At 36.3% G+C, this 19,193-nt stretch carries 13 protein-coding genes and 1 pseudogene; 7 read left to right on the top strand and 7 right to left on the bottom strand.

Annotated elements, in window-relative coordinates:
• Positions 1 to 4: 4 nt before the first annotated feature.
• The 5 genes from DYR29_RS01175 to DYR29_RS01155 form a co-directional block, all read right to left on the bottom strand.
• Positions 5 to 3,097 (bottom strand): hypothetical protein, encoded by a 3,093-nt coding sequence (locus tag DYR29_RS01175; protein ID WP_213278857.1) that lies wholly within the window; start codon positions 3,095 to 3,097, stop codon positions 5 to 7.
• Positions 3,098 to 3,099: 2 nt separating this feature from the next.
• Complete coding sequence (locus tag DYR29_RS01170) at positions 3,100 to 4,650, bottom strand: T9SS type A sorting domain-containing protein (RefSeq protein WP_213278856.1); 1,551 nt, start codon at positions 4,648 to 4,650, stop codon at positions 3,100 to 3,102.
• A 433-nt stretch (positions 4,651 to 5,083) separates the two neighbouring features.
• Positions 5,084 to 5,338 (bottom strand): hypothetical protein, encoded by a 255-nt coding sequence (locus DYR29_RS01165; RefSeq protein WP_213278855.1) that lies wholly within the window; start codon positions 5,336 to 5,338, stop codon positions 5,084 to 5,086.
• Between the two features lie 246 nt (positions 5,339 to 5,584).
• Positions 5,585 to 6,037 (bottom strand): hypothetical protein, encoded by a 453-nt coding sequence (locus tag DYR29_RS01160; RefSeq protein ID WP_213278854.1) that lies wholly within the window; start codon positions 6,035 to 6,037, stop codon positions 5,585 to 5,587.
• Positions 6,038 to 6,146: 109 nt separating this feature from the next.
• Positions 6,147 to 7,258 (bottom strand): IS3 family transposase gene (locus tag DYR29_RS01155; protein ID WP_213278853.1). Its coding sequence is split into 2 segments (ribosomal slippage): positions 6,147 to 7,003 and positions 7,003 to 7,258, totalling 1,113 coding nucleotides; the frame shifts between segments, so codons are not numbered across the junction.
• Between the two features lie 121 nt (positions 7,259 to 7,379).
• On the opposite strand from DYR29_RS01155, the gene DYR29_RS01150 reads away from it, so the two are divergent.
• The gene (locus tag DYR29_RS01150; protein ID WP_213278852.1) at positions 7,380 to 7,940 is read left to right on the top strand and encodes an outer membrane beta-barrel protein; all 561 of its coding nucleotides are present in this window, start codon (positions 7,380 to 7,382) and stop codon (positions 7,938 to 7,940) included.
• 234 nt (positions 7,941 to 8,174) lie between these two features.
• On the opposite strand, the gene DYR29_RS23000 is transcribed toward DYR29_RS01150, so the two are convergent.
• Both DYR29_RS23000 and DYR29_RS22995 read right to left on the bottom strand, forming a co-directional pair.
• Positions 8,175 to 8,456, bottom strand: coding sequence for an IS3 family transposase (locus DYR29_RS23000; RefSeq protein ID WP_213278851.1), 282 nt, complete (start codon positions 8,454 to 8,456; stop codon positions 8,175 to 8,177).
• A 96-nt stretch (positions 8,457 to 8,552) separates the two neighbouring features.
• Positions 8,553 to 8,675 (bottom strand): annotated as a pseudogene (locus DYR29_RS22995) (hypothetical protein); the annotation flags it as partial.
• 274 nt (positions 8,676 to 8,949) lie between these two features.
• On the opposite strand from DYR29_RS22995, the gene DYR29_RS01135 reads away from it, so the two are divergent.
• The 6 genes from DYR29_RS01135 (at position 8,950) to DYR29_RS01110 (ending at position 19,182) form a co-directional block, all read left to right on the top strand.
• Complete coding sequence (locus DYR29_RS01135; protein WP_213278850.1) at positions 8,950 to 10,353, top strand: glycoside hydrolase family 28 protein; 1,404 nt, start codon at positions 8,950 to 8,952, stop codon at positions 10,351 to 10,353.
• A 1-nt stretch (position 10,354) separates the two neighbouring features.
• On the top strand, positions 10,355 to 13,963 hold the full coding sequence (locus DYR29_RS01130) for a DUF4450 domain-containing protein (RefSeq protein ID WP_213278849.1): 3,609 nt from the start codon (positions 10,355 to 10,357) through the stop codon (positions 13,961 to 13,963).
• Positions 13,964 to 13,968: 5 nt separating this feature from the next.
• Positions 13,969 to 16,107 (top strand): hypothetical protein, encoded by a 2,139-nt coding sequence (locus DYR29_RS01125; protein ID WP_213278848.1) that lies wholly within the window; start codon positions 13,969 to 13,971, stop codon positions 16,105 to 16,107.
• A gap of 172 nt (positions 16,108 to 16,279) precedes the next feature.
• Positions 16,280 to 17,368: a glycoside hydrolase family protein gene (locus DYR29_RS01120; protein ID WP_213278847.1), complete on the top strand. Its 1,089-nt coding sequence runs from the start codon at positions 16,280 to 16,282 to the stop codon at positions 17,366 to 17,368.
• A 237-nt stretch (positions 17,369 to 17,605) separates the two neighbouring features.
• Entirely contained in the window at positions 17,606 to 18,652 is a 1,047-nt protein-coding gene (locus DYR29_RS01115) for a winged helix-turn-helix domain-containing protein (protein WP_213278846.1), read from the top strand.
• Between the two features lie 86 nt (positions 18,653 to 18,738).
• Positions 18,739 to 19,182 carry a nuclear transport factor 2 family protein gene (locus DYR29_RS01110; protein ID WP_213278845.1) on the top strand — a complete coding sequence of 148 codons (444 nt, stop codon included), beginning with the start codon at positions 18,739 to 18,741 and terminating at the stop codon, positions 19,180 to 19,182.
• Positions 19,183 to 19,193 lie beyond the last annotated feature (11 nt).

The following is a 19,193-nucleotide window of genomic DNA, read 5'->3' as shown; positions in this document are numbered from 1 at the left end:
ATTATTAGTTTTTAATTTCATATGTAAAACTCTTTACAAGTTTTCCATTCTGATCCTTCACATTCATCAACCGTCCAATATTATCATAGTTATAATATTCAATCACACCTGATGAATTCATGATACTGCTAACCCCAAACTCATTCTTGTAAGTGTACAATGTACAAAGATGATTAGGCAGAGCATTAATGATATTCGCCTGCTGCTGGATAATTTGGGTATAGTTAGGTGAGATTACGTTAAGCAAAGGCTTAAGCGTTGCCAGATATCCTAAAACAGTACTTTCATCTGTAATCTCGACACCTTCTATCTTCAATATCGGATATTTGTTATCGTAACCATAATAATAATAAGTATAGTTTCCGGTTGGTAGGTGTGCCTTCAAAATATGCCCGTCAGTATCATATTTATCAACGATCAACTTTTCGTCAAGTGCATTATTACCCTTAGCTTCCGATACTTTTTGAGGAAATATTCGGGAAGCCACAGCAGTTCCATTCGACGCCACTGTTGGAATAAGAGCATACTCTGTTATCGTTTTACTTAACAGCTCCTGATTGGCAAGTTTACTCGTTTCTACAACTGGGTACTCTCTTCGATTTACCATGGTTGTGTATGGCTCAGTACCATTTTTATCAAAAGAATAGAGGTAATTCTCGGATATTGATTTCCCATTGGTATCAATGAAGGATTTATTCTTCAGAAAATTATCCCCAAAGTTTCCCTGATCGGAAAAATTGCTATTTTCAACCATTTCAAAATACTGCCCGGCACTTCCATAAGTTCTGGTTTTTTTTGTGGTAAGGTTAAAGTCAGAATAGTACAATTCATATGCAGTTCCGGCAATAACAAATTCTTGTGTCTGCCCATTAGATTGAGGACAAGCAAGAAAAAATTTACCACTCAGCCCCCTTGCTGCTTGGGGAGAAGTTTCACTATAGGTGAAAATTTCCTCTTTTAACAGATCATTACTTGAATTATAAAATCTTCTTTCTTTGGGAAGACCTCTTTTATAACCGAACTCCGTATGAGGATCAAAAATGGAATTATTCTGGCCCAGCTTTCCACTATTAGGTAGATTTGGAAAATCTGAATAATTAGTAAAATTATTGACAATATATCCGTTATCCTCTGTTTTCTCAACCACTGTTGAATACTCAATCTGCGGTCCCATCAAGTTGGAAAGCTGTACTACAGATCCTATACTGAACTGGGTTTGATAGTAAGGAATACCATTCTCAGTAGGAATAAGAAAATTCTTTACATAATAGACATTTTTTTGAAGCAATGTTCCTGAGGATACAGTAGAGTTGGCATCAATGGTATAGCTGTAGTCTTTTACAATCTTATTTTGTGGATCACTAAAATCCGACATTTTTTTTATCCTTACCCCACCGATAATTCCATTCCCCGAAACCAGGCTGCTGTTTGAATCCAGATATTTGGAATAGGTATGAGGTTCATATTCAAATATTGTATACCCTTTCAAAGGATATGTAATTTTTGATAAGGTTCCAAAATACACTTTTGTAGGATCTGTTTCCCTTGAAGGCTCATGAATTGTAGGTGAATTATAGTCCAGAGAAAAAGGAGTAGACTTGTAATATCCGAAATGGTCTACATTAGTAGAAAGCAAGCCCGGAAGCTGATTAAAATTATTGTATTCGAAGGTATGATCAAATTGATTATCCACCGTTAATTTTTCCAGTTTCAATCTTTCAGCTGGGGTATTATTATAGCTGAATGAAACCTGTTTTAAGACATTGTTTTTGCTGTCTCTTGCTACAAATCCATCTAATTTTCTCCATTTCAATGCATTGATATACGAGTCAAAGTGTCCTGATGTGACATTGGGATTTGGGGTAACTCCATTCTGTAATCTTTTGATATAATAGAACATCGCATTTTCATAATCTCCCGGTAGGGCCAGCCCCGCCAGATAACTTAATATATTGGAGAAAGCACTGTCTAGAGTAGGGTCTCCATTATTGTACCTGTATTTCAGTGAATTGTTAATTGATGATGAGAAATTAATTGTTCTTGCAGATTTTGTAGTAATGGATTTCAAATAAGTAGGAATGATCAGCTGTCCAGCAGCAACGACCTGATTACTTATACTGCTTCCGCCGCTACATCCCACCCCCGGAACGAATATATTACCATCAAACTGTTTGCTATATCCGCTAAAAGAATTCGTATTATAGAAGGATGCTATATAATCTCCTCTCTCATATTCAAAGGAATAAATCTTAGTTCCTTCTTTATCATATACTTCCGAAAGATACCAAGCATTAGCAATAACTGGATTCACCAATTGATTATAGAAGTCAGGAATGGTATATTCTATATTATCCTGTATACCTCCGAATATATATTTATTGCCTTGATCATCAGTCATGGTAATTTTACCAAGAACCTTTAAAAATGGTCTCTGATTGAAATTATTGGTAGCAGGAAAGTTCATTGGTGTAATCTTATCATTCATATTGATTTCCACCTTCATATTATCCTTAGAAGATACTTTCCAAACTCCATCAGAGTCCAGAAAGAATTTCCCTACATGGCCCATAAAGTTGAAAATAAAAATATCGGGTTCCAGGTCTGCTGCTGGATAAGTACTATTGGTTATGCCTCCGTTTTTTAATACTGTTGTCATATTACTAACACTATTCCACTGGGCCCCATTAAGGGCAGGTGTATAGTAATAATAACCGCTCGCTATCCCCCATTGGCTGGAGCCCATAGGAACATCATTGGTGAATTTTTCGTCGAACGAAGTACCTTTAACAACTCTTGTAATTACACCTCCTGCATTGAATGTCCAGTTTTGTCCTACCCATCCAGGGGTATCACCCACTCTCACTCCTCCTGTATCATAACTTACACTTATATCTAATGGAATACCATTTTCATTAAGAGAATACAAAGGTATGCTTACATTGGCTCTTCCCGAAGAGAGATCCATTGGTACATCCCCGTATTTCCCTAAAGAAGCAGCATTGGGAGATTGTATATTTTTAGGCAGTTGTAGTGTCTGTGCCCATATCGAAACATTCGATATTAATGGCAGTGCCATTATTAAGAATATCTTTTTCATCATTATTTTTTTATCAGTTTTGCGTTTGAAGTTTTACCCGAATCAGTTTTTATCGTCACCAGATAAGCTCCCTGTACCAAAGCCTGAGTATTGATCTTTGTCACTCTGTTCTTAGTTTTTATATTTTGAAGCTGTCTTCCACTCATGTCGTACAACAAAATATCTGCATCCTTAAAATCAAAACCGATTTCTACATAAGCATAATCAGATACAGGGTTTGGATAGATCTTTATATCATACTGGGGAAGAAGCTCACTTACTTGCTTGTCTCCCAGCTTTACAATCTTCCAGTTTTCTTTACCTAACTCTTCTGCACTTGTTCCCGCAAGAATAATAGAACCATCTCTATTGAGTTTCAGATCTGAAAGCCTTTCCTCCTTTTTCCTTGATTCTCCACCCACGTGTTTTCTCCACTGCTCATTACCATTTTGGTCCAGATATAGCATCCAGAAGGTTTCATCATTAGTTTGTATTCTTCCCTCAGCTTGAGTATAGCCCCCTAAAAGAATTCCTTTGGATGATTTATCGTCTGCTGAATGAATCACACTCATTCCCATCAGGATATCACGATTCTTGAAATTGTAGGATTTCTGCCACTGCTGCTCACCTCTTTCATTTAAGGAAATGAGCCACAGATCTGTTCCTTCTTCTAATCCGACAGTTTTGTTTCCTGATCTTTCTGATCTGGATTCTCCACCGACAATAAAACCATTTGAAGTTAATGCCAGTGTTCTGATATGGTCATCATCTTTCCCTCCAAAATTCTTTTCCCATTCAACTTTGCCATTTTTATCAAGCTTGACAATCCAGTAGTCGCCTTCACCAAAGTTTTCTGTCTGCTTACCCGTCTTATCTCCAATTACAACTCCACTTCTGGAATAAATTCCCAGTAATGCTCCGCCATCTTTCGTTGGGATCATCTTTTCAACTTCATCAAGTCCGCGTCCTCCCAATGTTTGTTCAGATAATATTTTCCCTTCTTTGTCGAGTCTTACAATCCAGACGTCCTTAGAACCATAACCTTTAGAGGAGTTCTGTACATTCCCGGCAACAAAGAATCCCTGATCTATAGTCTGGATAACTGCTTTAGCTTCTTCATTCGAAGAGGTACCTAATGTTTTCTGCCACAATTCATCACCAAATTCATTGATCCGAATGAGCCAAATGTCTGAACCTCCCTTAGAGTCTTCTTTTTTATCAAGTCCTTTTTCTGAATATGAGGTCCCAGAAATCAGAAAACCACCATCCTGGGTAGTAACCGTGGAAGATAAATAGTCGTGATTGTTTCCTGATAAATATTTCTCGAAAACCTGTTCTCCCTGCTGATTCAATTTTATCAGGTGAAAATCATAGCCATTGTTTTGTTTGCTGTTTTGCTGGAGTTTATCCGTTTGGATACTGCTTCCTGCAATAAGGTATTGCCCATCAATGGTAGTAGTAACCTGGTTTAAAAAATCCTGCGAACTGGACTTTATATCTTTCTGCCAGAGTACTTCCTGGGCTAATATCCCCATAGTACATAAGAATAATGCACCCGTGTAGAGTTTTTTCATGCTTATATTGTAATTAACGTTAATGAATAGTGGTTTATAATCGTGTATAATAGAAATACACAAATTGTATAGTGGAATTATTGTTCATGGTTAAGTTTTTACTGCCTGCAAAATTAAGCTTTTTAAAGTTTCACCCAAGTGGAATTGATTAACATTCTTTAATAAGGCAAAGATATATCCGCAAAGCGACAAAATACGGCGTATTATATTTTTGCTAAAGCAAAATATAAATCTAAAATTTGCACCATAAATAATCTGGATTATCCAAGGATCATCTACTTTAGCATATTCTCTTCCCCAGCCTTTCTATGCACCTCCACCACATCAATAGAAATCTCATACTGCTTCAGCTCTTTTTTCTCTTCATCACAAGCCTTATTCAAAATACTTCTGAAGATTTACAGCCGTCTGTTTTGCTTCATACTCCGTTACCTTAAAAAAAAGAAGACTCTGAAGGATCTTTCAGCTGGTTATAAAACGTGGAATAAAACTCAGCAAAAGAATTCTCATTACGGTCAATACTGAGCATTTCATCATGGTTCAGCTCCTCAGGACTTACTCTATTTACTTCCTCATTATCATCCAATCCCTTAATATTTCCAACAGTACCGGATTCTATATGGAGTACCAGTAAGGTATCGCCTGTTTTTTCGACTGTATTCAGTTCTTCGTTTATATTGTTATCCATCGCTTTATATTTTGAGTAAGGACTTAATATATAAAGACAGATAAGTTTTTTAAAAATGATGGTAGCCGAACACCATATTTGTCATCTTAAGGAGCACAAAAAAGCAGCCTCAATGAGACTGCTTTTTGCTTATATATTTTATAAGGCATAATTTGCTCTGACAACTGTGAGTTACAAATAGTAGCCGCATAAAAAGGACCAATTATATGATGACTTAATCATTATCAAGGCCACGTACTATTCCTATTATTTTTTAATTTTTATCAAGTTGCAGTTAACGTACTTATTTGCATCAGGTATTATACTTGATCCTTTATAGATTTGCAATTGCGAACTATATATATTTTTGGATTTAATTCCCTTGCCAATCACATCTCCCTTAGAAACATTTTTATTGACCTTGATTTTTTTTGAAAAAACTGAAATATCTGAATAAATATAAAACAGATTATCACTTCTGATAATTACACTTAAAGCTCCATTGCTGTTAATTATTTTAGAAACAACTCCTTTTGACAGTGACATAACTTCAGGCTTGTCTGAATTAATTATCAATGAATAATTAGGACTGTAATAAGGTCTTTGCGATAAAGAATCGATATTAAAATAACAGATGCAATCTTCCATTGGCAATTTTTTTTGAGAGTAACAGCCACTCCAAATGGTAACTGCAATAATAAATAGTATATATTTCATCATTAATCATTTTGTTTTAATTCATCTACCATTTTTTCTGCTTCTTTCTTAGCTCTATCTTTTTAAAGATTTCTTCATATACAGGTGACCTCTCCCCGTTAATATTACCAATCTAAAATAGAGAAATTTGCTTTTTTGATTGCATTTCGATGAACTCATTCGGGGTTAGATTTCCTAATGAGCTATGCGGTCTGTAATCATTATAATCCAACTTCCATGCATTTAATTTTTCCTGTGCATCCTGAAGCGACAAAAACCAATTTACGCTTAGACACTCATCCCTCAATGAACCGTTAAAGCTCTCTATAAATGCATTATCAGTAGGTTTTCCAGGTCTGGAGAATTCCAATTCTACATTCTTTTCATAAGCCCATCTATCCAATTCCTTGCTGATAAATTCAGGACCATTATCTATTTTGATACGCTCGGGAAAAACCTTCTCTTCAAAGGTAATGTTTTTTAATATTTCTGTGACGTTTTCTCCCTTGATGGAAATTCCCGCCTCAATGGCCAAGCATTTTCTACTATAATTATCAACTAAAGTGAAAAGCCTAAATCTCTTCCCATCAAACAAGGCATCGCTCATGAAATCCATGCTCCAGCATTCGTGTAAACTGGAGGATGTACCATCCGTAGGCTTTCTGTTTCTTGCGGATTTTATTCTCTTGTTCTTCTTTCTACGCAGATTCAAGCCTTCCTCACAATAAATCCGATACACTCGTTTATGATTATCTTTCCAACCCTCACGCCTGAGAAGAACTTGCAAGCGTTGAATGCCATAACGGACACGAATTTGTGAAAGCTCCACCAGCCGCATTCTAAGGGCCGTATCATCCCTACGGTGAGATTGATAGTAATAAACCGTTCGTTGCAGAATTACCAAATCACAGCTTCTTCTTAATGATACCTTATAATTATCATGTATTTCTGAAGCCAACCCACGTTTTTGAGCTGGCTTCAGAACTTTTTTTTCAAAACATCCTGTAGAATTTGCTTATCCAAACTTAAATCGGCAACCAGTTTCTTAAGCTGGCTATTTTCTTCTTCCAACTGTCGTAACCTCCGAAGCTCAGAAATACCCAATCCCCCATATTTCTTTTTCCAATTGTAATAGGTTGCCTCACTGATGCCCATTTTACGACAGATTTCCTGAACCTTGACCCCTGTCTCAGATTGCTTTAAGGCGAAGACAATCTGGCTCTCCGTGAATTTGCTCTTTTTCATAAGATTTTCTTTTTTTAAAGTTATAATTTTATTGAAAATCTCTACTTTTAAATGGTAAGGTTTTATGGGAGAAGGTCAGAAGAATCTTAACATATTACTATTTAGAACTGAAAACAGGAATATGTTTAGTAACATTACTAAACTTGATGGTGATAATCAGGTTGATTATTTTGAAAACTTCTTCAACCTTACCACCACTGGTATCAATATAAGATATAGCTTCAATAAAATTAAGAATCTGGAATCAAGTATTATGACCAATATTTCCTATTCAAAAGTAAATATTCTAAATGATGCATTCGTTCCTAGAAATGGAGTTATTTTTTATTATTATATTGATAATAATTATTATCTCAATAAGTCTAAGACTGTTTTCCTAAACCTGTCTTATCTCCATAGTCTGCCGACCAATTCCATTAACTCTTATCTTGGAAATGTAGCAAATTTAGCTGGAGGTGTAAAGATTTTACTTTTACAGAAACAAATGCAATTCAATTTAACTTTTAGTGACTTGTTTAGACAACAAAGAGATAAGGGAATGTATTACTATAATGGCTATGATAATACAATAAATAACTACACGGACAATCGGTACTTAACAGTAGGCTTTTCATATAAAATAGGAAAAGCGAAAACCAAACCAAGTAAAAATACAACCTATGAAAGAAATAGGACAGAATAAACTTTAAACTATAAGACTAAAAATCCCTTGGTAATTAATATCAAGGGATTTTTAACATATTGAATATCAATTCACTAGTTCTTCTATGTTTCCATGGTACCTAAAGTTTTATGATTTGTATAACTTCGCTATTGAACTTGCAACTATTTTTGAGACAAAATTTATATACTCTTTATGCTATATTTTTAGATTGATTAGACATTAAATTTTGATACTCTTTTATGGTTAAATTTCCTAACTTCTGTGAGTGTTGTAAAATGTTTCTATATATTCGAACACAGAGTTTTTAGCATGATCTCTAGTTTCATATTTATTTTGATAGGCAAGCTCAGTCTTCAGAGTTTTGAAAAAGCTGTCCGCTACAGCATTATCATAACAGTTTCCTTTTCCGCTCATGCTTCGGGTAATGTTTCTTCCGACTATTGATATAAATTCTGTACACGCATACTGTATCCCACTGTCTGAATGGAAAATCAAGCTATCATGATCGTCTCTCTTGGAGAAGATGCCTACCACCTTTTTTAAGATGTCACGTTCAAGCTTTGTTTCTTCTAGTTCCTTGCGAAGTCTCAATAACTCTTCCCTTATCGGATCAGAGGATATTTGTTTTTCCTTGCTAAGTTTACCTTCTTTGTGAAGTTTTCGCCAATTGACTAGACTTTCTTTACAGATCCACAATTCTTCGGCTACCGAGGATACATTGCCTCGCTGCTCACTTAAAGATACCGGCCCAATCTTAAACTCTAAACTGTAATTTTTTCTGATCTTTTCATACTCTTAAAGTTAAAGAGTATAAATAGTGTGTCCTAACAAAGTTAGCAACTCCAGGGAAGATACTGACTGATAAGTGATACTTTATTTTTTTATTTTAGTACATTCAAGTATTTAATTGCATTAATTTTATACAGACAGTGCAGGATAATTCTTAATCATAATTGTTTTAGATTGCGATAAAGAAAGAGATTTTTAATATTGATGTTCTTTCTTAAACTAATATCTTTCTGACATTATGAAAAAATACGCTTTAATACTTTTCGCATTAATCATATCAGCTTCCGTTTCGGGGCAATACAGACCCTGGACTTCCTCTGAACAGCCTTTACAGGAAATCAATAGATTAAAAAAAGAAATTGTAAAGCCCATCTTCAGAAAAAAAGATTATCTCATTACTGATTTTGGTGCTTATGGTGACGGAAAAACAAAAAATACGGAAGCCTTTAAAAAAGCCATCGAAAAATGCAATGCAGAAGGCGGAGGGAGAGTTGTTGTTCCAAAAGGTATCTTTTTGACAGGAGCTATTTACTTAAAAAGCAATGTGAATCTGCATGTTAGTGAAGGTGCAACGATCCTGTTTAGCCAGGACAGCAACGACTACCCTATTGTTTTCACACGATGGGAAGGAATGGAATGTATGAATTACTCGTCGTTAATCTATGCCTACGAAGAAGAAAATATAGCTATAACAGGAAAAGGAACATTGGATGGAAACTCTGATAACGACCATTGGTGGTTTTGGTGTGGTGCAAAAAAATACGGTTGGAACGAATCCCGCCCCGGAAGACAAAATCCTGCCCGCGCAAAACTGCATGAATACATGGCTCAAAAGCAAGATCCGAGAGAAAGAATATTCGGTGATGGATATTATTTAAGGCCTAATTTCGTTCAGCCTTACAAGAGTAAAAATTTCTATATGGCAGATGTTTTTGTGAAAAATTCTCCGATGTGGAACCTTAATCCTGTATTGTGTGAAAATGTTTTGATTGAAAGAGTAAAAGTAATCAGCCACGGTCCTAATAATGATGGCTTTGATCCTGAAGCCTGTAAAAATGTGTGGATTAAAGATTCATATTTCGATACGGGAGACGATTGCATTGCCATAAAATCTGGAAGAGATGAAGACGGAAGAGGTATAGGGAAGCCGGCAGAAAATCACATCATCGAAAACTGTGAAATGAAAGACGGACACGGCGGCGTAGTGATCGGAAGCGAAATTGCAGGCGGAGCAAAAAATATTTACGCCATAGAAAATGTGATGGATAGTAAAAACCTTGACAGGGCACTTCGTATTAAAACAAGCTCAAGCCGGGGCGGAATTATCGAAAATGTATTCTTCTACAATACAAAAGTAGGCGCTTATAAAGAAGCTGCAGTGCGTTTCAATATGCACTATGAAAAACCAGGCAACTTCATCCCTACGATCAGAAACATTTGGGTGGAAAACCTAACTGTTGAAAAAGGTGGAAAATATGCCGTCCTTTCTGATGCCTACGAATCTTCTCCGGTAACAGATTTTACGATGGTGAATGCTAAAATTAACGGTGTTGAAATTCCTTATAAAGTTGATTTCTTAAAGAATGTCACCTTGAAAAACGTAACTGTTAACGGAGATCCACTAACTGATTTAAATAAATAAAATGCGAAGAACATCCATTTTAGCAGGGCTTATTGTTTTATGTGCCTTTTCAAACTCTTTTTCCCAATCCAGACATTGGCAGAAAAATGAAAGAGCGCTGCATTACAAAGAAGACAAAGGTGATTTTTTGCTGGTTAAAGGGAAATACCGCTTCAACCGTGCTTTGTATGGTAACAACCTCGCCTCAAGAGTAGAAGCCGGAGATTTGCCGGAGTTTGCGTTGTATCTTCCCGGAATGGGTGGTAATCTTCAGTTTGTTATTCATAAAGGAAATTCAATTAAAAAATTAATTCAGGCCGATATCATTGAAACCCGTTATCGTCCGGGAATGATGTTATATACCATTAAAGATCATATTCTTGGAAATGGAAATTTAAAAATAACGGTTTTAGCACAATCTGAAGAAGAAGGTTTGATCTTAAAAATGGAGACAATAAATGTAGATCCTTCATCAAAGATTTATGCTGTTTATGGTGGAGCAAGCGGAAAAACATTCAGCAGAAATGGCGACATCGGTGCAGACCCGGAATCAGGTTTTTACTTGCTTCCGGAATATTGTGAAAATAATCAGTTTCAAATTAATAAAAACCAATTTGAGCTTACTTATTTAAACAAGAAAAAAGAAAACCAGTTCATCAGCGGAAGTTTTTCGAACGCCAATTCATTACAATTGACAGAGGCGAAAACGTTGGAAAAATTATCTGATTTTACACAAAATAAAACAGAAAAATCTCCGATCATTTACGCAGCATATTCAGCGCAAAAAAATCCGGTTTATATTCAGATTAAAAAAGGAAAATCAGATCAGAATATTTCAGACAAACGACTTGCAGGCATTTTTAATGAAGCTGAACGATCCCGTTTATCATTAATCAGCCGGATTCAGTTGAAAACTCCGGATTCGGATTTAAATAGCTTCGGAGCTACCCTTGCCGTTGCCGCAGATGGCATTTGGGAAAGTCCAACATTTCTTCATGGCGCAGTTGCCTGGAGGATGAGGCTAAATGCCTGGCGAGGAGCTTACGCCGCCGATGTTCTCAGTTGGCATGATCGGGCAAAAGAACACTTTGAAAGCTATTCCAATTCTCAGGTTTTAAAACCCGATTCGGCACCCGTTGAAATGGACACACTTTTGCATCTGGCAAGACACAAAGAAGAAATGGGAACTTCGGTATTCTCAAGCGGATATATTTCCAGAAATCCCAATGACCATTCAAAACCTCATCATTATGATATGAATCTGGTTTTCTTTGATCAGATGTTTTCTCATTTCAACTACACGGGAGATGTAATTTTTTTAAAAAAAATGTGGCCTACAATGGTCCGTCAAATGGATTGGGAAAAACGAAACTTCAAACGGGGCAATCTTTATGATGCGTATGCTGCCATTTGGGCGAGCGATGCTTTGCAGTATTCTGGTGGAAAAGTAACCCACACTTCTGCCTATAATTACAGAGCTAACCGTGAAATGGCAAAACTGGCCAAAATCATTGGCGAAGATCCTATTCCGTATGAAAAAGAAGCTGAATCCATTTTAAAAGCTATGAAAAACGAGCTTTGGATTAAAAACAAAGGGTATTTTTCTGAATATAAAGACGCTTTGGGGAATCAGGTACTTCACGATAAGCCCGGAATATGGTCTATTTATCATGTTTCGGATGCTTATATTTTAAATGAATTTGAGGATTATCAAAACACACAGTACATCAACAATCATATTCCGAAGATTCCTATAACAGTAAAAGGGGAAATTAATAAAGATTATTACACCCTTTCCACCACCAGCTGGCAGCCTTATGATTGGTCAATTAATAATGTAGCGCTGGCAGAGAATTTACAAACAGCTTTGGCATATTGGCAGGCGGGAAGAAATGATGAAGCCTATCGACTTTGGAAAGGCAATCTGGCCGAAAGTATGTACTACGGAATCAGTCCGGGAAATTTTGAGCAATTATCTCACTATGATGCTTTTCGCGGGGAATTGTACCGTGATTTTGCCGATCCAATTGGTGTGGCTGCAAGAACTTTAACGGAAGGTCTTTTCGGAATCTACCCCAAATTATTAGAAAATAAAATCACTATAAAACCAGGGTTTCCCAAAGACTGGAATTTTGCAGAACTAAAGCTTAAGGATTGGGAATTTAAATTTAACCAAATTTCAAAAAAAACGAGTTATTGGTTTAAATCAAATTATACCCATGCAGTTTCGCTTGATGTATCGATCCCTGTGAATCATTCCAAAATAAAATCAGTAACGGTAAATGGTAAAAAAGTGCAATTTGAAATATATCCAAATTCTATTTTACAACCTTTTGTAAGGTTAGAAACAGAGAAAGGGAAAGAGTTCACCGTTGAAATTACGTATTCGGGAGATGAATTAAAAACAGAAAAAACAGATTACATCACTTATATTTCCGAAAATTTTCAATTGAATTTTGATACAAAAAAGAAAATCAAAAATATTTATGATCCTCAGGGATTAGTAAAAAATTCCCCTCTTCAGGAGGAGTGGACTCAACCAAAGGGAGAAGACGGGTTGGCCAACCACAAGTTTGAATTAAACCAAAAGGAAAGAAAAGGAACTTTTTTCGTGCAAGTCGAGCAAAACGGAACAACTTGGTGGCAACCTATAAATGTTGACATCCGATTTCCTTTGGAAACAAAATGGGCGAATAAAAAACTACAAATTCAGTCTAAATCATTCAATACAATCAATGGAAAATTGAGTATTAATAATTTAAGTACAAGTTTTTCAATTCAAAAAAATCAAAATACTTCAATTGAAATTCCAGCAAATGTTTTAAGCAGGGGAACCAACTTTATTCAGCTTGAATACAATGGAATCAGGCAAAATGTAGAAATAACAGATTGGGAAATTGAAAATAAAGGCGCATTCAATCCCGTTTCATTAGCCTCAGAATATAATGAGAGAGTAACTGAAATTTTCAATCAAAAATATCTTTCACCACGACTCCATGTCCCTACTCTACAGCTTCCGTGGCAAGGAATCGGAAACTGGTGTTACCCGCTGACCACAACTCAAATTGATGACAGCGGATTGATGAAAAAACGAAAAGACGGGAAACTAGAGTTCTTAGGAATTCCTTTTTTAATTAATAACGAAGCGAAAAATATTGTCTTTACAAGTCAATGGGATAATTTTCATAAATCGGTTGAAATTCCTGTTACGGGAAAAGGAAAGAAAATCTATTTTCTGATGGCAGGTTCTACCAATCCGATGCAGTCACAAATTATCAATGGAACGATTACAATTCAATATTCAGATGGTTCGGTTACGGCATTAGAACTAAAAAATCCCATAAACTGGTGGCCTATAGAGCAGGATTTGTTTGATGATAATTTTGCTTTTGAAATTCCGGACGATAAAATTCCGTACCGGGTTCAGCTGAAAACCGGGGAATTGTACAAAGGAGGAAGTTTAACAAAATATTCAGAAATTAAAGGAGTAAGCAGCCGGGCTGTTGAAGGCGGTGCCGCAACCATTCTGGATCTTCCGATTGACCCAAACAGAGAATTAAAATCAATAAAATTAACAGCAGTGAGCAACGATGTAGTTATCGGACTGATGAGTGCCACTATTCTTAAATAAAAAATATGAGTAAAAAATTAGCAGTATATCTTGGATTTTTTCTGATAAGCTTTTCTTCATTAACTGCTCAGAAAATAGACCGGAAGAAAGTAGTGCAGCGTCACAATGTGGTCAACATAAAAGCCGATACCCTTTCTACTTTAACGGTTGGAAACGGAAAATTTGCCTACACAGCCGATATTACCGGAATGCAGTCGTTTCCTGAATATTACAAAAATGGAGTTTCCTTGGGAACCCAGTCAGAATGGGGCTGGAACAGTTTTCCAAATACTAAAGATTATACATTTAAGGAAACATTAAAAGCATACGATTTCAACAATGAAGGACGTAAAGCAATGTACAGTGTGCAACTTAAAGAGCCTGAACGAAATAAAGGAGCCGTTGAGTATTTCAGAGTCAACAAACATCGTCTGCAATTAGGAAATATCGGTATTGAACTACTTAAAAAAGATGGTCAGAAAGCAAAAATTTCAGACCTTACCAACATTCATCAAAAAATTGATCTTTGGACAGGAATTATAACAAGTGAATTCTCACTGGACGGAATTCCTGTAAAAGTCTGGACGGCTTCTTTTCAGAACTCTGATAAAATCGGAGTTAAAATTGAGTCTGATCTGATTGCTCAAAACAGGTTAAAAGTTTTCGCACGCTATCCTTCTCCTACCGGACAGTTTTTGGATGACGCTGCTTTTTATGGCAATGAAAACGATCATACGACAAGAATTGTTTCTTCACAATCAACGCAGGGTATCATTCATCATCAGTTGCAGAGTGCAGATTATTATACCCAGTTTTATTTTACAGAAGGGAAATTACGAGAAGCAGGGAAACATTATTTTGTATTAGAACCATCTTCAAAAAGCAAAAAAATAGAATTAAGTGTTGAGTTTTCAGCTAAAAATCCGAAAAGCAGGAAAGCATTATTTGCTGATGCAGAAAAAGAAAGCGCTTTGGGATGGGAACTTTTCTGGAAAAGCGGTGCAGCAATTGACTTTGAAGGAAGTACAGACCCCAGAGCCAACGAATTGGAACGCAGGGTTGTTCTGTCAGAATATTTAACCAAAGTACAATGCGGAGGAAGCAACCCGCCACAGGAAACAGGATTAACCTTCAACAGCTGGTACGGAAAACCACATACAGAGATGCATTGGTGGCATGGTGTTCACTACGCTTTATGGGGAAGACCTGAGATTTTAGAAAAACAACTGGATTATTATTTCAGGACTTTTGAAAAAGCAAAAAAATTAGCAGAAAGACAAGGCTACAAAGGCGTAAGGTGGATTAAAATGTCTGATAATGAAGGAAATGAAAGCCCATCTTCTGTGGCTGCATTCCTGATCTGGGAACAACCGCACATCATCTATATGACCGAACTTCTGTACCGCGATAAACAGGACAAAAAAGTGTTGAAAAAATATAAAGACCTTATTTTTGCAACAGCCGAATTTATGGCAGATTATGCTCATTATGATAAAGAGAAAAACCGTTACAATCTAGGAAAAGGCGTTATTCCCGCACAGGAAGTTTTCCCTGCAAAGAATACGTACAACCCGACTTATGAAGTGGCTTATTGGGATTGGGCACTGAAAGTTGCTCAACAATGGAAGGAAAGATTGGGGCAGCCTAGAGATAAAAAATGGGATGAGGTTATTGCAAAACTAGCCCCGCTTCCTATTCAGGATGGCGTTTATTTATCAACCGAATCTGCAAAAGATTCTTTCACTTTTCCGAAATGGATGACTGATCATCCGGCTGTTCTGGGAGCATTAGGAATGGTTCCTGAATCCCCGAAACTGGATAAAAAAATTATGAAAAACACACTGGACATTGTTTGGGAAAGATGGAACTGGGAACACACCTGGGGTTGGGATTTCCCGATGACGGCCATGAACGCCGCAAGACTGGGGCTTCCAAATAAAGCTCTGGATGCACTTTTTATGAATATTCAGACTAATACCTATCTTAAAAACGGTCATAATTTTCAGGATAAACGTCTTCGTATTTATCTTCCCGGAAACGGAGGTGTTTTAACGACTGTTGCCATGATGCTCGAAGGCTGGGACAGTTCCAAAGGTAAATTTCCGGGTTTTCCAAAAGACGGTTCATGGAAAATAAAAGCGGAAGGTTTTAAAAAGATGCCTTAAATTTCATATTCATATAGTAGTAGTTAGAGTCTGCCTTAGGGTGGGCTTTTTTTATGCACTAGTTTTAATTTTTTCAAATCCAAAGGCTGATAAATTCCGGCTAAACAGTTCACCGAAAGTACAGGACAGTCTGTTGATATGTTTAAACTAAATTAGCCGTAAATCAGATGAAATGGACAAACCCAGACACTTTACACGCATAGACTTTTTACAGACTTCAGCCCTTGGGATCACGGCTGGGGTTCTGGGGTTGTCATTTACAGGTTCATCTTCCGACAAACCTTATTTCGGTTTAAAACCAATTGGGCGTACCTTTTCATTGGAGAACTATTACATTTGGTGTAATTCTCCAATCTGGAGCGAAGACGGTAAGGTTCATCTTTTTTATTCAAGATGGAAAAAAGAAAAAGGGATGGGCGGCTGGCTCAACGGTTCTGAAATCTGCCGTGCAGAAGCAGATTCTCCCTATGATGAATTCAAGCATAAACAAATTATTCTTACCCCCAGAGGCGGCGAATTCTGGGATGCCACGACCTGTCATAATCCTTTAATTACCAAAGTAAAAGATGAGTATTACCTTTTCTACATGGGTAACCAAAACGGAAAAACAAATACCAAAAGAATAGGGCTTGCCACTTCAAAAAGTCTTGACGGAGATTGGGCAAGGCCGCAAAAACCTCTGCTACTTCCCGGAGAAAAAGGCGCATGGGACGACCATTGTACTACCAATCCTGCTTTTATAAAAGGAAATGATGGAAAATTCTGGCTTTTTTATAAATCCTGGAACACCGAAGAATATGAAAACCAGAAAGGTCCGGTAAGAGGAAACCGAAAATACGGACTGGCAAAGGCTGATAACCCTTCAGGTCCTTACGAGAAAATGAAGGAAAATCCAGTCATCGATTTTTCATTACAGCCTGACAATGCCCAGCTGGAAGATGCTTTTATCTGGAAACAACATGGAAAATTTCATATAGTAGCCCGTGATATGGGGTTCTTTAACCATGAATACGGTTTACATTTAACTTCCAGGGATGGCCTTAACTGGTCCAAACCGAAAATTGCTTACCTTGATATGAAAAGTTATATTAAGGAACCTGTACCATCCAGTCATTTAAAACGATTCGGAAGATTAGAACGTCCCATGATTTTAATGGACAAAGACGGTATAACCCCTAAATTCCTGTTTGGAGCAACACAGGGAGGAAAGTTTGAAACTTCTACCTCTTTTGTCTTTGAAATTACAAGCACTACAATTTAATTCTCAATTCCTTCTTTGTTTCTTTTACTTTTCTAATTACCATGTCAAGGTATATTATTAAGTTTTTTGCATATTGTATTTAACTTTGTATACTAAAATTCTATTTTTCCGTTATAATTTATAGTAAAACCATTGCAATTACAATTAATATTATAAATATTTGTAACTTGCCTTAGCCCGTTCGTTAACCTTTGAATTATTCTTTAAACTGAAATAAACATCTCCTACTTTAACATCATGGCAGAAACATTTGAAATAATAATCAATGAGCATTCCAGAGTTCCTAAATATAAACAAATTGTAGATTCTATTCTCAATGGAATTGATAGCGGAGAGATTAAGATTGGTGAGAAAATCCCTTCTATAAATGAACTCAGCGAGTCGTGCTTTCTTTCAAGAGATACGGTAGAAAAAGCGTATAAAGAACTCCGGAAAAGACAAATCATCGAATCTGTAAAAGGAAAAGGATATTATATTTCACGGATTAATAAAAATGATGTGATCAATATTTTCTTCCTGATCAACAAACCGAGTACTTATAAAATGATGATTTATAATTATTTCGTCAATGCAATCGGTACCAAAGGCAATATTGAGATGTATATTTACCACTGTGACGAAACACTTTTCATTAATTCTTTAAAAAAGAATCTTGGCGGATTTGACTATTACGTGATTATGCCCCATTTCCGTGACGAACAGTCTAAACATACCAGCTCAACACAGCAGGTTTTAGATATGATTGAACAGATCCCGAAAAACAAGTTGCTGTTGTTAGACAATACCAAGCCTAATATTTCCGGAGAATATGGCTCTATTTTTCAGGATTTCGAGCATGATATTTATAATGCTTTAAAGGAAGGTTTAGACAAAATAAAGAAATACGAGAAGATAATTTTAGTGTATCCCGACAAATCCATTCATCCCTACCCTTTCCGTATTGTACGGGGTTTTGAGAAGTTTTGTAAAGATTTTACACTGGATTATGAAATTCTTGACGAAATTTATCCCGATATGGAATTGCAGGATAAAGATATTTTCATCACGATTCGGGAACGGGATCTGGTGAACCTGGTTAAGCAAATCCGACAGAAAAACCTTGAACTAGGCAAAGACATCGGAATTATTTCCTATAATGAAACGCCTCTTAAAGAACTACTGGGAATTACGGTAATTACTACAGATTTTAAAGCTATGGGAGAATCTGCCGCCTATATGATTCTGAAAAATAAAAAAGAATCTGTGAATAACGTCTTTAAGTTTATTCAGAGAGATTCTTTATAAATAGTTATGCAATCGATTACACGAATTATACTTTCGAATTTAGAATAAAAACACTTTTAAATACTATCAAAATATATTATTCAATTATGATTAAAAAATTAATTTTTGCCATTGGTTTTATGATGGCAATAAGTATTTCAGCACAGAAAATAAGTGATAAGGAGGCTGTAAATGCTGTTGCCGAAAAGTTCAGATTAGCGATGATAAGCGGAGAAAAATCTGATTTAGAATCTTTAATCCTGCCGGAATTAACTTACGGACATTCAGGAGGCCATATTGATGATGCCAGGGAATTTGTAGAAAAACTGGCCAGCAAAAAGTCTGATTTTGTAACGATTAATATTACCAATCAAACAGTAAGTATTGTTGGTAATACAGCCATTGTCCGTCATCATTTTTATGCAACGACTGCTGATGCCGGAAAAGCACCAGGAGATGTGACGCTGGATATCTTATTGGTTTGGGTAAAAGTAAAAAATGACTGGAAGCTATTGGCGAGACAGGCGGTGAAGGCTGAAAAGAAGAAATAAATTTTCAAATT

Source organism: Chryseobacterium indologenes (assembly GCF_018362995.1).
Classification (GTDB): Bacteria; Bacteroidota; Bacteroidia; order Flavobacteriales; family Weeksellaceae; genus Chryseobacterium; species Chryseobacterium indologenes_G.
Note: the sequence above shows the minus strand (reverse complement) of the source record. Positions and strands in the feature narration are given on the sequence as shown.

Bases quoted from the DNA above. Each gene is read 5' to 3' on its own strand.
- DYR29_RS01175 (WP_213278857.1), bottom strand. From the start codon at position 3,097: ATGAAAAAGATATTCTTAATAATGGCACTGCCATTAATATCGAATGTT.
- DYR29_RS01170 (WP_213278856.1), bottom strand. From the start codon at position 4,650: ATGAAAAAACTCTACACGGGTGCATTATTCTTATGTACTATGGGGATA.
- DYR29_RS01165 (WP_213278855.1), bottom strand. From the start codon at position 5,338: ATGGATAACAATATAAACGAAGAACTGAATACAGTCGAAAAAACAGGC.
- DYR29_RS01160 (WP_213278854.1), bottom strand. From the start codon at position 6,037: ATGATGAAATATATACTATTTATTATTGCAGTTACCATTTGGAGTGGC.
- DYR29_RS01150 (WP_213278852.1), top strand. From the start codon at position 7,380: ATGTTTAGTAACATTACTAAACTTGATGGTGATAATCAGGTTGATTAT.
- DYR29_RS01135 (WP_213278850.1), top strand. From the start codon at position 8,950: ATGAAAAAATACGCTTTAATACTTTTCGCATTAATCATATCAGCTTCC.
- DYR29_RS01130 (WP_213278849.1), top strand. From the start codon at position 10,355: ATGCGAAGAACATCCATTTTAGCAGGGCTTATTGTTTTATGTGCCTTT.
- DYR29_RS01125 (WP_213278848.1), top strand. From the start codon at position 13,969: ATGAGTAAAAAATTAGCAGTATATCTTGGATTTTTTCTGATAAGCTTT.
- DYR29_RS01120 (WP_213278847.1), top strand. From the start codon at position 16,280: ATGGACAAACCCAGACACTTTACACGCATAGACTTTTTACAGACTTCA.
- DYR29_RS01115 (WP_213278846.1), top strand. From the start codon at position 17,606: ATGGCAGAAACATTTGAAATAATAATCAATGAGCATTCCAGAGTTCCT.
- DYR29_RS01110 (WP_213278845.1), top strand. From the start codon at position 18,739: ATGATTAAAAAATTAATTTTTGCCATTGGTTTTATGATGGCAATAAGT.